The 14,110-nt window shown below is 49.2% G+C and carries 16 protein-coding genes and 1 tRNA gene; 8 read left to right on the forward strand and 9 right to left on the reverse strand.

All coding sequences use genetic code 11. The features are described 5' to 3' along the window. Positions 1 to 10 precede the first annotated feature (10 nt). Positions 11 to 964 (forward strand): GlxA family transcriptional regulator, encoded by a 954-nt coding sequence (locus ES815_RS10235; protein WP_142487701.1) that lies wholly within the window; start codon positions 11 to 13, stop codon positions 962 to 964. Positions 965 to 992: 28 nt separating this feature from the next. On the opposite strand, the gene ES815_RS10240 is transcribed toward ES815_RS10235, so the two are convergent. The 4 genes from ES815_RS10240 to ES815_RS10255 all read right to left on the reverse strand — a co-directional run bounded on the left by ES815_RS10240 (position 993) and on the right by ES815_RS10255 (position 4,525). Further along, positions 993 to 2,081: an AAA family ATPase gene (locus ES815_RS10240; protein WP_142487702.1), complete on the reverse strand. Its 1,089-nt coding sequence runs from the start codon at positions 2,079 to 2,081 to the stop codon at positions 993 to 995. A gap of 143 nt (positions 2,082 to 2,224) precedes the next feature. Next, the gene (locus ES815_RS10245) at positions 2,225 to 3,184 is read right to left on the reverse strand and encodes a YbgA family protein (protein ID WP_142487703.1); all 960 of its coding nucleotides are present in this window, start codon (positions 3,182 to 3,184) and stop codon (positions 2,225 to 2,227) included. Between the two features lie 102 nt (positions 3,185 to 3,286). Further along, a complete protein-coding gene (gene uraH / locus ES815_RS10250) occupies positions 3,287 to 3,700 on the reverse strand; it encodes a hydroxyisourate hydrolase (protein WP_142487704.1) in 414 nt (137 codons plus the stop codon). A gap of 99 nt (positions 3,701 to 3,799) precedes the next feature. After that, positions 3,800 to 4,525, reverse strand: coding sequence for a MerR family transcriptional regulator (locus ES815_RS10255; RefSeq protein ID WP_142487705.1), 726 nt, complete (start codon positions 4,523 to 4,525; stop codon positions 3,800 to 3,802). Positions 4,526 to 4,642: 117 nt separating this feature from the next. Here ES815_RS10255 and ES815_RS10260 point away from each other — a divergent pair, with 117 nt between their 5' ends. The 3 genes from ES815_RS10260 (at position 4,643) to ES815_RS10270 (ending at position 6,751) form a co-directional block, all read left to right on the forward strand. Beyond that, positions 4,643 to 5,167: a lipocalin family protein gene (locus ES815_RS10260; RefSeq protein WP_142487706.1), complete on the forward strand. Its 525-nt coding sequence runs from the start codon at positions 4,643 to 4,645 to the stop codon at positions 5,165 to 5,167. 75 nt (positions 5,168 to 5,242) lie between these two features. Beyond that, positions 5,243 to 6,241: a cyclopropane-fatty-acyl-phospholipid synthase family protein gene (locus ES815_RS10265; protein ID WP_142487707.1), complete on the forward strand. Its 999-nt coding sequence runs from the start codon at positions 5,243 to 5,245 to the stop codon at positions 6,239 to 6,241. A 72-nt stretch (positions 6,242 to 6,313) separates the two neighbouring features. Further along, complete coding sequence (locus ES815_RS10270) at positions 6,314 to 6,751, forward strand: acetyltransferase (protein ID WP_142487708.1); 438 nt, start codon at positions 6,314 to 6,316, stop codon at positions 6,749 to 6,751. A 58-nt stretch (positions 6,752 to 6,809) separates the two neighbouring features. Here ES815_RS10270 and ES815_RS10275 read toward each other — a convergent pair whose 3' ends face one another. The 4 genes from ES815_RS10275 to ES815_RS10290 all read right to left on the reverse strand — a co-directional run bounded on the left by ES815_RS10275 (position 6,810) and on the right by ES815_RS10290 (position 8,761). Then, positions 6,810 to 7,397: a hypothetical protein gene (locus tag ES815_RS10275; protein ID WP_260609692.1), complete on the reverse strand. Its 588-nt coding sequence runs from the start codon at positions 7,395 to 7,397 to the stop codon at positions 6,810 to 6,812. Then, positions 7,394 to 7,759 carry a tlde1 domain-containing protein gene (locus ES815_RS10280; RefSeq protein WP_142487709.1) on the reverse strand — a complete coding sequence of 122 codons (366 nt, stop codon included), beginning with the start codon at positions 7,757 to 7,759 and terminating at the stop codon, positions 7,394 to 7,396. Before ES815_RS10280 ends, ES815_RS10275 begins: the two co-directional genes overlap by 4 nt. Before the next feature lie 9 nt (positions 7,760 to 7,768). Further along, positions 7,769 to 8,254, reverse strand: coding sequence for a type VI secretion system tube protein TssD (gene tssD, locus ES815_RS10285; protein WP_142487710.1), 486 nt, complete (start codon positions 8,252 to 8,254; stop codon positions 7,769 to 7,771). A 219-nt stretch (positions 8,255 to 8,473) separates the two neighbouring features. Next, positions 8,474 to 8,761 (reverse strand): SymE family type I addiction module toxin, encoded by a 288-nt coding sequence (locus ES815_RS10290; protein WP_142487711.1) that lies wholly within the window; start codon positions 8,759 to 8,761, stop codon positions 8,474 to 8,476. Positions 8,762 to 8,889: 128 nt separating this feature from the next. Between ES815_RS10290 and ES815_RS10295 the strand changes: the two genes are divergently transcribed. The 3 genes from ES815_RS10295 to ES815_RS10305 all read left to right on the forward strand — a co-directional run bounded on the left by ES815_RS10295 (position 8,890) and on the right by ES815_RS10305 (position 12,329). Further along, complete coding sequence (locus tag ES815_RS10295) at positions 8,890 to 9,057, forward strand: YlcI/YnfO family protein (protein ID WP_142487712.1); 168 nt, start codon at positions 8,890 to 8,892, stop codon at positions 9,055 to 9,057. Between the two features lie 148 nt (positions 9,058 to 9,205). Then, positions 9,206 to 10,141, forward strand: a complete 936-nt coding sequence (locus tag ES815_RS10300) for a DUF1837 domain-containing protein (protein ID WP_142487713.1) — start codon at positions 9,206 to 9,208, stop codon at positions 10,139 to 10,141. A gap of 1 nt (position 10,142) precedes the next feature. Next, positions 10,143 to 12,329: a DEAD/DEAH box helicase gene (locus ES815_RS10305; RefSeq protein WP_142487714.1), complete on the forward strand. Its 2,187-nt coding sequence runs from the start codon at positions 10,143 to 10,145 to the stop codon at positions 12,327 to 12,329. A gap of 4 nt (positions 12,330 to 12,333) precedes the next feature. On the opposite strand, the gene ES815_RS10310 is transcribed toward ES815_RS10305, so the two are convergent. Continuing rightward, positions 12,334 to 12,428, reverse strand: a tRNA-Sec gene (locus ES815_RS10310). Positions 12,429 to 12,710: 282 nt separating this feature from the next. Between ES815_RS10310 and ES815_RS10315 the strand changes: the two genes are divergently transcribed. Then, on the forward strand, positions 12,711 to 14,105 hold the full coding sequence (locus tag ES815_RS10315) for a glycoside-pentoside-hexuronide family transporter (protein WP_142487715.1): 1,395 nt from the start codon (positions 12,711 to 12,713) through the stop codon (positions 14,103 to 14,105). Positions 14,106 to 14,110 lie beyond the last annotated feature (5 nt).

The following is a 14,110-nucleotide window of genomic DNA, read 5'->3' on the forward strand; positions in this document are numbered from 1 at the left end:
GGAGAACAGTGTGAAGCTAACAACAGTGGCGATTGTCGCCGTCGACGGGTTCAGCCCCTTTCACTACTCTGTGCCCTGCATTCTTTTTGGCGATACCGTATCGGGTAAAAAGCGCTTTAACGTAACGATCTGCGCCGAAAACCCGGGGTTACTGACCTCCCGGGAGGGTTTCGCCCTCAATGCCACGCAGGATTATTCCGCCATCAGGCAGGCCGATATCGTCGTGGTGCCTTACTGGGCACACGTGCTTGAATGCCCGCCGCAGACGTTGCTCGACAGCCTGGTGCAGGCCAGAGGCAACGGAGCGGAAATCGTCGGGCTGTGTCTGGGGTCATTTGTTCTCGGATATGCAGGCATTCTGGATGGCAAACGGGCGGCGACTCACTGGGAATTTGAACGCCAGTTCCAGTCGCTGTTCCCGGCGGTAGAGCTGGATATCAATGCGCTTTACGTCGATGACGACAACATCATCACCTCTGCCGGGACTGCCGCAGCGCTGGACTGTTGCCTGTACATCATCCGGCAGCGCTTTGGCAGCGAGGTCGCCAACCAGATTGCCCGCCGGATGATCGTCCCGCCGCACCGCGAGGGCGGGCAGGCGCAGTTTATTGCCCAGCCGGTGCCGGAAACGACCCGCGATGCGCGGATCAACAACCTGATCGATTATCTCCAGCGTAATATCAGCCAGCCGCTGAACCTGGATACGCTGGCAGAGAGCGTGGCGATGAGTCGCCGCACGCTGACCCGCCATTTTATGAAAGCCACCGGGATGAGTGTTGCCTCGTGGATCACCGCCGAACGCCTGCGGCGTAGCCAGCTGTTGCTGGAGAGCAGCAATCTGCCGATCGAGGCGGTGGCGGAGCAGGTGGGGTACCTCTCAGCCGTGACCTGGCGCCAGCAGTTTAAAGCCCGCTTTGGCGTCAGCCCGGCGGAGTGGCGCAAAACGTTCCGTATGCGATCGTAGGCCGGGTAAGCGCAGCGCCACCCGGCATTTACCCCAGCTTCTCCATCCGCGTTTCCCCTTCCACCATCGACAGCTGATAGAGCGAAAACGATCGGTGCTTTTCAATCAACGTCGCCAGCTCCGGGGAGTGACTGGTGAGCCAGATCTGCGAGTAACGGCTGGCCTCGGCAATCAGACTCGCCAGCGCGGGCAGCATCTGCGGATGCAGGCTGTTTTCCGGCTCGTTGAGGGCGATAAAGGCGGGCGGACGCGGGCTTAACAGCGCCACCGCCAGACAGAGAAAACGCAGCGTGCCGTCGGAAAACTCCGCGGGCTCCAGCGGTCTGCTTAAGCCTTCACGCTGCATCATCATGCGAAAACGCCCGCCGGTGTTGTCGCTGTAAAACACGCAGCCGGGGAACGCCTGGTCGAGGATGCGCATCAGCAGCAGCTCGTCGCCAATCTCGACAATGGTCTGAAAGGCCGCGGCCAGGTTTGCGCCGTCGCTGGCCAGCACCGGGGAGCGGAACCCCACCTGCGGGGCGCGGATCGCCGAGCCGGAGGAGACAGAAAACTCATGATAAAAGCGCCAGTTACGCAAAGACTCGCGCATCTGCGACACCTCCGGGTAGAGGTGCGGCTCCCCCAGCTGCCCGAACACCGATTCGTTCTCATACAGCGTGCCGCTGTGGGTCACTTTTTCGTGATGCACGTTATTAAGAAATACGGCCTGATTCTTGCGCTTCATCAGCTGTGACGACGGGCGTCGGTGCTGGCCGCTCAGCCAGATGGACTCCTCTTTGATCACCGGATCGAGCTGAAACTGTGAGGGATAAGGCAGCTTTTCGACAAAGCCCACCTGCAGTTCATATTCGTAAGTCTCGGTTTCCACCGCCAGATTCATGCGCCGCAGCCGATCGCTGCGGGTTTTGCCCGCCCAGAAGACCTTTAAAATCCCGCCTTCATTGGCCAGCGCCTGGGAAAACTGCCCCTGCGCCGCGCTGTGCATCAGGTGGATCGCCTTGTAAATATTGGATTTCCCGGTGCCGTTCGGACCGAAGACGATATTGAGCTGCTGCAGATCCAGCGACAGGTCGCGAATCGAGCGGTAGTTTTGAATATGCAGGGTATTGATCATCGGCGGACCCACTTTGGCGGACTAATCCTGTACAAAGTTACAGTGTTCTACGCAAAGTGCAAAAAAAAGACGACAGTGAGGTGTCGTCTAAACGGGGTAGTGCTTCGGGCCTCTCAGGGTCAATGGGGCCTCGCATTTGACATTCAGGTAACGGCCAGACGCAAACCTAGATCGTCGGGATAGGGATCAAAGTAGTTCTGCGTCATCAGATACCGGTCGGGATATTCGGCCAGATAGTGTTTCAGTAGCGTGAGCGGGGCGAGAATCGGCAGTAATCCGTCGCGATAATGCAGGATCACGTCGCGTAATTCGCCGCGCTGGCGGCTGTTCAGCTGGTTACGGAAATAGCCCTGAATATGCATCAGCACATTAGTGTGGTTTTTCCGCGACGCGGGTTTTCTGAGGATCGTCATCAGCTTTTCGCGATAGGCCTCGAAGAAGGCCTCCAGATCGTCCCACTCGTGCAGCGAGGCGACGAACGGACCAATCTCGCGGTAGCCCGCCTGATGGTGCGCCAGCAGCTGGAGTTTGTAACGGCTATGGAAATCCAGCAACCCGCGGCGCGTCAGGCCATTCGCCCGCAGCGTATTCAGCTCATGAAGCGCGAAAACCCGCTCGACAAAGTTCTCCCGCAGCACCGGGTCATGCAGGCGTCCATCTTCCTCCACCGGTAGCCACGGCCAGGCTTCAAGCAGGGCGGCGGTGAACAGCCCGACACCCTCCTTGCGACCCGCATTACCCTTTTCATCATACAGCCGCACGCGTTCCATGCCGCAGCTTGGCGATTTAGCACAGACGATAAATCCGCAGAGATCGCCCAGTTTCGGCACATAACCTGCTGCAAAGTCGGTCATTTTTTGGGTGACTTCTTCGTGAGGCGCTTTGCTGAACCGCATCTGCGTCTCACCGCTGGCGATCTGCGTCAGGCGCAGCGCCGGGCGAGGTGTCGGCAGGCCGATCGCCATTTCCGGACAAACGGGCCGGAAGTTCACCCACTCTGCCAGTTCATCCATGACAAAGCCCATACGCTTATGGCCGCCGTCGAAGCGAACGGCGGAACCGGTCAAGCATCCGCTAATACCCAGCACTGGTTTCGTTGTCATGATGTGCACCTCCAGAGTGACTCTTTAAAAGTTACACAAAATGATTATTTTGTCCAAGTATTGGCGGATATATTTTTTATTATCTATACATATCAATCAGTTTTAGCTGCCCTTATAGGTCGAATAACCGTACTGGCTGAGCAGCAGTGGAATGTGAAGTTTTTCGTTGGTGCGGGTGACGGTAAACAGCACCGGGATCTCCGGGAAGAACGACTCCAGCTTGTTGCCATGGAAGTATTCTGCCGTTTTGAAGGTCACTTTATAGACGCCTGGCTGCATATCCTGATCCGCCGGATAGAGCGATTTAATGCGTCCGTCCTGGTCAGTTTTGCCGCTGGCAAGCGGGGTCCATTTATCCTGCTGCTGCTTTTCCAGCGTAACGGTGACGCCCGGCGGCGGCGTGCCGGTTTGCTGGTCAAGAATATGCACGCTCAGGGTGCCGGCAGGGGCGGCACCAAAGGCGACAGGGGCAAAGGCCATAGCGGCGAGGATCAGCAGAGGGGCAGTTTTTTTCATCATGTTTTCCTGTGGAGTGATAAGTCACAGGAAAACGTTAGCATTTGCCGCGCGGGAAAATATTCAACTTTTCGTGAAGATTCCCGCAGGAGAAAATAATCAGAGGATAATTACCTCAAGGGCAACCTGCTGCTGCCACTGTTCCACCTGCTTTTTGCGCGCGGCGGTGAGTTTACCGCTGGTGACCAACAGCCACTGGCGGTCCGGGAAGATCTCCGGTGCCAGCGCGGCAGGGGGAATGGGCAGAATGTTAATACGGTGGCCCTGGCCAGTACGCGCCAGGGCTTCGAGCCAGATTTCGCACGGATCGTTCAGGTGCCAGCCGCTGAGCAGGAGGTTGTCGCCCGGCGCTTTTTTATCGCTCTCAAGGCAAAACGAGGCGTAGGCGATAATGATGCCATCAAGAATTTCGCGCAGGGTCATGACGGCAGGAACGTTGGCCGAGACCTGGCTGCGCAGCGGGCGTAGCACGTTTACGACCAGCTCCGGGCGCGGATACTCGCGACCGGCATCGTAAATCATCTGGCGCAGGGATTCGATTTTGCCCGCCTGCAAACGCTGCAGCATGGTCTGTTGCAGCGTTTGCCAGTTGTTGGTCCGGCTCGGGGCAGGGCGCTCCAGAAGCGGCTTCACCTGGCCGATGGGCACACCTTTTTTCACCCAGTCGAGGATTTTCAGCGCCTGCTGGATATCTTCGTCGCTGTACTGGCGATGGCCGCCCTCGGTGCGCTGGGGCTTGAGTAAACCGTAGCGACGCTGCCATGCCCGCAGCGTAGTAGCGGTGATCCCGCTGAGTCTGGCGAATTCGCCGATGGAGTAAGCCATGCCTGCGTCCGAAAGGGGGGAATAATCTCAATATACTACGAATATTTTCCGGCGGGATGAAGCGCCAGATCGGTGCACTACACTTTAATTCAAAACGTGCAAATGACAGGAGTTCTCATGAAACTATGGCCCGTTGTGACCGGTGTCGCCATTGCGCTGACTCTGGTTGCCTGTAAATCCCCTACGCCGCCGAAAGGCGTGCAGCCGATCACCAATTTTGATGCCAGCCGCTATCTGGGCAAGTGGTACGAAATCGCCCGTCTGGAAAACCGCTTTGAGCGCGGCATGGAGCAGGTGACCGCCACCTACGGCAAGCGCAGCGACGGCGGGATCAGCGTGCTTAACCGGGGCTATGACCCTTTGAAGCGCAAGTGGAATGAGAGCGAAGGCAAAGCCTATTACACCGGCGAGCCAACTACCGCTGCGCTGAAGGTCTCGTTCTTCGGCCCGTTCTATGGCGGTTATAACGTGATCAAGCTGGACGATGACTACCAGTACGCGCTGGTCAGCGGCCCGGATCGCGATTATCTGTGGATCCTGTCGCGTACGCCAACCATTCCGGATGCGGTGAAGCAGGATTATCTCAATACCGCGCGCAGCCTGGGCTTCCGGGTTGATGAGCTGGTATGGGTGAGACACTAAAGATCGTGCTTTCTTCCTGGGGCAATGTGCGGGCAGAGGAATAGACTTGCGTCATGGGCACACGGGAGATGACATATGCACTGGCAACCCTTTCGCGGCACCGCGCCGACCACCATGACGATCTACAGCGCGTCGTTTCCCGATGTCAGCGACAACTGGCCGATGAAAGACGAGGTGACGCGTGAGCTGAACGCCGTCGATCGAGCGTTAAAGGCGGACCCGCAGCTAATGCCGCCGCTGATTGAAAAGGATGCCAGCGGCGAGAAGACGATTAAATGTCAGCATCAGTGGTCTGAAAAGGCTTTCGCGACACGTCCGGCGGTCGTCGCCTGGCGTACCCGGCTGGTGCCCACCGCGCTGGCCCTGTACGCCATCCAGAACCCGCTGGATGAGCATCTCCCCGACGGCACCCGGATGGACAGCCGCAGCCGCCAGTGGTTTATCCACGCCAACGATGCTATCGGCATCCGTTCCCGGGCGAAGGTGCTCTCCGTGCTGGCGGAACAGTATCTGCATAATGACATCGACAACGTCTGGGTCAGCCTCGCCAGCGGGGCGGCCGTCCCGGTGCTGGAGGCGCTGCGCAGCGCCCATCTGGACGGGCAAAACGTGCATTTAACCCTGGTGGATTACGATCCCGTTTCCCTGCGCTGGGCAGAGAAAATGGCCGCCGCCGAAGGGCTGAGAGTCGGGGAGCAGGTGACGATATTGCAGCGCGATCTGAAAGACGGCCTGATCCACAGCGATAAACTGATACAGGAACTGGGCGAAGGCAAGGTCGAGCTGGTGGACGCGCTGGGGATCTTCGAATACTTCAACGACACCGAGGCAGTGACCTTCCTGCAACATGTCCTGCGCCTGATTAAACCCGGCGGAGCGCTGATTATCTCCAATATGCTCACCAGCAGCCCGCAGATTGATTTCGCCCTGCGCTGTATCGGCTGGACGCCCATCTTCCCGCGTACGTTACAGCAGCTGCAGGATATTCATCTCGCGGCGGGCATCGCAGTGGAAAACGTCACGGTGATCGTGCCGAAAGACGGGGTATATGCGGTGATGGAGGTGCGGGTTTAGGTTCCCTCTCCCATCGGGAAAGGGTAATCGTTAACACTTGATTAAGATCTATTGCCCTATCATGATCGCATTATGAAAATCGAAACCGCAGTTCCTTCACACTTTGAACGTCTCGTCGCAATCTGGGAGTCCTCCGTTCGTGCCACTCACCATTTTCTGCAGGAGAGCGATATCACGGCGTTACGCCCGTTATTACTCAACGCTTATCTGCCAAATTTAAACGTTGTGATTGCTCGGGATGAAACCGGCGCCATTCACGGCTTTTTGGGCGTGGACGAAAACCGCATCGAAATGCTGTTTGTCGATGATGCGAGCCGGGGAAAAGGCGTCGGCTCGCTGTTGCTGAAGTACGCCATTGACCATTTCGGCGCTAACGAGGTGGATGTTAACGAGCAAAACCCGCAGGGCGTGGGGTTTTATCAGCATATGGGGTTTGTGCAGACCGGGCGGTCAGAGCTGGACGGGCAGGGAAATCCGTTCCCGTTGCTGCATATGCGGTATGGCGGTTAACTGCCGCACATTCGACCCCCTCTCTCCTCTTTGGGAGAGAGGGGGTTCCAGAAGCCGATTAGTTACTCGTAATCTGCCCAACGATCACGCCACGCACTTTCTCGCCATTGAAGTAATAAGAGACGGTATTGCTTTGAATGAATCCGCCCTGAACGGGGGTTTCCTGATAAAAAAGAACAGCCTCCTTTTTTATTTCCTCATTATTACCGAATGACTGAGCGATATCCTGGCGAGAGGCATCAAGCAGGGATCTCTTCCCTATGGAAACGCGAATGGATGCTGGCGATGCTACACACTCTTTATAATTGCCATCTTTAGCCATTGCAATAGCAGTGAGTAATCCTCTCCCCATTTCATTATCGGAAATAAACCAATAATTTATACCGTCTTTTGAATGCAGGCAGAGCCAGCGAGCAGAGCTGTCTATCTGAATGGGTATATCAGCAATATCCGTCAGGGAAGTCGTCTCCATCTGAATGGCTTTGTTGCCGATAGTGACAACAGGAGAAAGCGGAAACGCTGCTGCGATTTCCGGTATAGAGATATCCTCCTGATAATATTGCTTTGCAAAGCCGGTCATTTGCTCTGCGTAAACGTATTGACTGGCCGAAAGCAGCACCAGGAATAAAGTCGATAAGCGTTTCATTTGACTATCAGCTCCGTATCGTCACTTTTCCATATGCTCCTTCTGGCACTTAATGGAGCAATAATACATCCTTCAGATGAGTCTTCCGGATGCTGGCTGCTTTTCCCATGAATTTTGAATGCATCTCTCCCGCACATATCATTTGTCGAATAAGGTGTCAGGCTCAGCGTATATTTTCCTGTATGGGCAGAATTATAGGGAGCACCGATAGTATATTTTCCCCGCGGCAGAGGCCCGCTGTTCTTAACGCACTCATGAGCGGGATCGTTCTTATATCCACTTGCCCCTGCGTAATCAGCATCGAACTGGTAGACTCCATCGAGATAAAATTTGTGCTCTTTTACGTCATATTCCCACGACATATTTCCTCCTTAGTCTCTTTCTTTCCATGTGTCCGAATGGATGATGTTTCCGTCAAGGTAATGCCACGTAATTTTTTCATATGTCAGGTCGATATACTCCTGATGCGTATTGCGTGCATTTTGAGGGTGTTTGATATCAAACATGACGGGCTCGATTTGAACGACCTTCGCGTTCTCTAAGGTTGTTTTGAAGTATGCTTCCTCCAGTCCGTTATAATTTATTCGATAAAATATGAATTCTGCTTTTTTTAACGTTTGGCCCGTGCTGAGAGCCTTATATAACCAAGGGGATGATGAATCAATCTCTTTCATGAATGCATAAGAACTATATATGCGCTTGGATGTTATTTTTCCGGAAAATTTATCGATTGGTTGCTCCACTGAATGCATTAATTCAATGACTTCAATTGAACCCTCGCGGTTTTTTATGTCAACTGAGCCTTTAATCGAACGACCAGAATCATCTTCAAGCCACAAATAAACAGGTATAGCCATTTCCACCTCCTTATGTAGATTGAAAATAAAATACATTTAGTTAAAGGCTTAAAATGTGATTCGTGCCTGAAAAGGAGTTTTTAAATAGTGCGGAATGTTACTATTAATTATGGAATATTATTTACAGGGATTATCTATTGGATTAAATGCATTATTGCTATGCATCGCCGGGTGACGGCTTCGCCTTACCCGGCCTACAAAATCCGCCTTGAGCGAACGTTACGCCACGGCAAGCGCCCCTTCAATCCCTTTTAGCTTCTGCTGCGCCAGCTTTAACTCAGCGAGCAGCGCCTTCTCATGCGGATTGTGCGCCATCACCACGATGCAGCCATCCATGACTTTTATCGTGACTTTATCCCCGGTATCAAACCCCGCAGTACGCAGCCATTTGCCGGAAAGGATCAGATTTGGCGTACTGCGATCGAGACCTTGCGGGCGATATCCCACAATTAATGTACGCTCAGTTCCGGTTGCGGTGATGTCTGGGGTAGAATGTGAATCAGCCATAATCAACTCCTTGATAGTTGGTGAGGTTAGACGCCCTTTAGTGCTCGAACACTACCGGGCGTTGCTTGAAATCTGAATCCATGTGGTAGGTACCACGTGGTGATAAACTAACCGAAATGGTACCTACCATGCAAGAAAAAAAGAAGCCAAATTTTGACCGCACCAAAAGCACGATGAAGAACATCCGGTTTGAGGATGAGCTTTTGGAGCAGATTGAGAAAGCTGCGGGGAAAGGTAATTTTAGTAAGTGGGTGAAAGAGGCTTGTCGTAAAAGATTGGTAAGTAATTCTGATTAGCAAACGCCTCCTATGAAGCATATGGATTACGCAAAACTTGCTAATGCTAATCAACGGTGATACCAATAAATCCTAATATCAAAATAATGCCTGTATAAAAATCCATGTGATTATATACAGGTCGCTATTTAATAGTGAAGGGAACTCCATGACTCCTTTTAATTCACAGCAAGTAATTGAACAAAGAATTAATGTCCCTGATTTACGAGGCTATCTAGTTGGTTTCGATATAGATGATAATGGGAAATATGGTTATAGATTATCACCATTAATACTTAAGATACTTTCTGCTCTTCATGAGTTTTGTTTTGGCCATCACGAAGGTAGTTCTACAGATAATACACAGACGTTTACTAAGTTAACAGAGTCAGCGAAGTTACTTTATAAAATTGATTCTTTTTGCAAGATTAGAGATTTGTGTGAAAAAACTCATTATAATGACGAAGATATCCCAGACAAATATTTAAAAAGAGGAGAGTTTGGAGAGTTAATTTTACATCTTCTTTTAAGAGACTTTCACTCTACAATTCCGCTTTTATCAAAAATTTACTTTAAAGATTCTGTAGGCCATGCTGTTCATGGTTTCGATTCTGTTCATATTGATCCTATAAATAAAGAGTTATGGTTAGGAGAATCAAAGCTTTATACAGATCCAAAAAATGGCATTAGGGAACTAATCAAGGATGTTACCGAGCATTTCAATAATGATTATATAAACTCTGAATTCATGCTTATTTCAAAAAAAATAAAAGGAATTCCTCCGAGTGCCGAAGTTGATTATTGGGTGGACTTATTAAGTAGTGGGGGTAAAGTTTCTGATAAACTTAAAAAGATAAACATCCCACTACTATGTACTTATACTTGTGATTTATTTGATATATATGATGATGAGACTTCCGAATTGTTCTGTAATGCGTATGAAAATAAGCTTAACGAATTAAAACAATACTTTTATGATAATTTTAATCACCCGTGGAAAGATAGGCTTAATATAATATTATTTCTTTTTCCAGTTAAAAGTAAGATGGATTTAGTTAAGAAATTACATAAAAAATTAACTATGATGCAATCATTGGGTGAATGAAATGAACAATTTTGATAGCCAAGAGCAATCAGATTTATTTAATTTTACATTCTACGAGTATCGAACCTGTTCTTATCTTCTAAGATTTCATCCTCGTGAAGGTCGCGAAAAATTAATAGAAATTCTTGAAAATAAAAAACGCTACCATAATAAGCTAGATGAAATGCTTAGTGATCTAATCGATTCGGCGGGGTTTTATCCTTATCTAAATAAGGAAACTCTTAAGCTTTCATCCACGCAACAGCTAATTCGAGAAAAGTATTATAACTCTACACATATTGAAGGTATATCATTCCATGAAGAGCAAAAATATTACTATAATATCATTAATTATGGTAAAAATTTAATTCTGAGTGCGCCAACAAGTTTCGGTAAAAGTTTGCTTATTGAGGAGATCGTTGCATCTGATAAACATAAAAACATACTCATTATTCAACCAACATTAGCTTTGCTTGATGAAACCAGAAGAAAAATAAATAAATATAAAGATAAATATAAAATCATTGTTAGAACAGGACAAGAGTATTCGATTAATGGACGCAACATTTTTCTGTTAACGGCAGAAAGAGTAACGGAGTATGACAATCTCCCTATAATAGATTTTTTAATAGTCGATGAATTTTACAAGATTAGTTCGTTTAGGGATGATGAAAGACATCAGGCATTGAATAATGCATTGCTAAAGGTTTTTACATCAAATCCACAGCAAAAATTTTATTTCCTAGGTCCTAATATTGACGGTGTCTCAGATGCATTTTTAGGAAAATATAATGTGCATTTTGCTAAGACAAACTATAGTCTTGTTAAGTGCAATATAATTAATATATATGAAGAACATCTTGATAAATTCGGAACTAGGGGCCATAAAGCCAGTTATAAGGAGGACGTGCTTTTTAATCTTCTTTGGAAAAAAAGAAATGAACAATCTATAGTTTATTGTTCCTCCCCCGCTCGCGCACGTAGGTTATCAAAGAATTTTACTGATTTTCTATCTAACAAATACGATTATATTAAACCTAAGCATAAAATACCCCTTATTGAATGGATAGAGAATAATATATCTATTGATTGGTCTTTAATTAATTCTCTAAAGCTAGGCATAGCATTTCATGATGGATCATTACCTCGCCATATGACATCTTCACTAATTGATTATTTTAATGAAAATATCATATCAACTATTTTCTGTACATCTACTATAATAGAGGGTGTTAATAGCAACGCAAAAAACATTATATACTTTGATTCAACAAAAGGTTCAAATCCGATTGATTATTTTGACTATTCAAATATTAAAGGTCGGGCGGGACGCTTAATGAAACATTACACCGGTAATGTATATAATTTCAACCCACCTCCAGAGCCTGAATCTATATATATAGATGTCCCCTTCGTTGACCAGGTGTCGATTTCTGAGGAGATTTTAATAAATATTAACCCTGTTGATGTGCATAACAAATATAGTGATGAGTATTTATTTATTGAGTCATTGAATTATAATGAAAAGCTGTTATTTTCAAAAAACCAAATTAACATCAGAGGACAAAAGAAATTATTGGATTATTTATCTGAAAATTTTGATGCTGCATTGGAGAATATAATTTGGACTGTTATGCCAAAATATAAACAGCTCGATTATTGCATTAAATTGTGTTGGCATTTCCTATTAAAAGAGGATGAGCGCCCTCCATATTTAAGCGCAGAAAGGATGACAAGGATAACATGCGATTATGTTTCTTCTCAAAGTATAAATAGGATAATTAGAAATTTGTATGAATATAATATATCAAAAATTAAAAATAAAACGGCTGAAAGGGATCAAAGAGCTTTAGACGACGCTATTAGAGATGGGTTCCATTTTTTAAGACAATGGTTTCAATATAAACTACCAAAGCTATTACTTGTTTTAAATGAGATTCAGACATATGTGGCTAAATTGAAAAATAAGACCCCAGGGAATTATAGTTATTACTGTTCATTAATTGAAAATGATTTCATAGATGAACAATATGCTATTCTAATTGAATATGGAGTGCCAAAATCTGCAATAACAAGTTTAGCTCCATTAATAAACGGTCTTGACACTAATGAAAAAATAATAAATAAAATTATCAGGGAGCGACTTTATGAATCTAAAAAATTGATTCAGTATGAACGTGACTTATTAAAGAAAAATCTAAAAGATTAAATTTTGGCGGAAGATCACAGGAGTCGAACCTGCCCAGGACCGCTGGCGGCCCCAACTGGATTTGAAGTCCAGCCACCTCACCGGAGATGACGATCTTCCGCGCCTCGATTGCTACATGGAGGCGGGGCGCATTATAGCTACTTTCAATCATTTACCCCATCTTTTCCCTCACTTATTTCACCCCTTTTTTGACCTGCGCTAACCCTCCAGCGTAAACCATAAGAAAATCCTCAGGTTACATTTTCCTTCTCCGCACTTTTAACGCGATCACAAAAAACAAGAAACGTAAAAACGTAACCAGAAAACGCAATACCTGCCTGGAAGGGGATGGTTTACAAGAAATGTAACCGGTCTCAGCGCCCTACGCGTGAAGGAAAAAAAATGAAAAGCGAAGTCTTATCCGTCAAAGAGAAAATTGGTTACGGCATGGGTGACGCCGCAAGTCACATCATCTTCGACAACGTCATGCTCTACATGATGTTCTTCTACACCGATATCTTCGGTATTCCCGCCGGGTTCGTCGGGACCATGTTCCTGCTGGCGCGCGCGCTGGATGCCATCTCCGACCCCTGCATGGGGCTGCTGGCCGACCGCACTCGCAGCCGCTGGGGTAAGTTCCGCCCGTGGATCCTGTTCGGCGCTATCCCGTTTGGCCTGGTCTGCGTGCTGGCCTACACCACGCCGGACCTCAGCCTGAACGGCAAGATGATTTACGCCGCCGTTACCTACACCCTGCTGACCCTGCTCTATACCGTGGTCAACATCCCTTACTGCGCGCTGGGCGGGGTGATCACCAACGACCCAACGCAGCGTATCTCCCTCCAGTCCTGGCGCTTTGTGCTGGCGACGGCGGGCGGCATGCTCTCCACGGTGCTGATGATGCCGCTGGTGAATATGATTGGCGGCGAGGATAAAGCGCTTGGCTTCCAGGGCGGCATCGCGGTGCTGTCGGTGGTGGCCTTCCTGATGCTGGCGTTCTGCTTCTTCACCACCAAAGAGCGCATCCAGGTGCCGCCGAGCACCACCTCCATGCGCGAAGATCTGCGCGATATCTGGCAGAACGACCAGTGGCGCATCGTCGGGCTGCTTACCATCCTCAATATTCTGGCGGTCTGCGTGCGCGGCGGGGCGATGATGTATTACGTCACCTGGATCATGGGCTCGCCCGGGCTATTCGTCGCCTTCCTCACCACCTACTGCGTCGGCAACCTGATTGGCTCCGCGCTGGCGAAACCGCTCACCGACTGGAAATGCAAAGTCAGCGTCTTCTGGTGGACCAACGCCCTGCTGGCGGTAGCCAGCGTGGCGATGTTCTTCGTGCCGATGCAGGCCAGCATCACCATGTTCGGCTTTATCTTCGTCATCGGCGTCCTGCACCAGCTGGTGACGCCGATCCAGTGGGTGATGATGTCCGATACCGTCGATTACGGCGAGTGGACCAACGGCAAACGCCTCACCGGCATCAGCTTTGCGGGCACGCTGTTCGTGCTCAAGCTTGGCCTGGCGCTGGGCGGAGCATTAATCGGCTGGATGCTGGCAGGCGGCGGCTACGATGCCGCAGCCAAAACCCAGAACAGCGACACCATCAGCATCATCATTGCCCTGTTTACCCTGGTCCCGGCGGCGTGCTACCTGCTGAGCGCGGTGATTGCCAAACGCTACTACAGCCTGAAAACGCCATTCCTGATGAAAATCATGAACGACCTGGCGCAGGGCGCGCGTCGTAATCAGCAGGAATTCAACAATCTGCCGGTCAGCAAAGAATTGCAGAACTAAGAGGA

Source organism: Leclercia adecarboxylata (genome assembly GCF_006874705.1).
Lineage (GTDB): Bacteria > Pseudomonadota > Gammaproteobacteria > Enterobacterales > Enterobacteriaceae > Enterobacter > Enterobacter adecarboxylatus_C.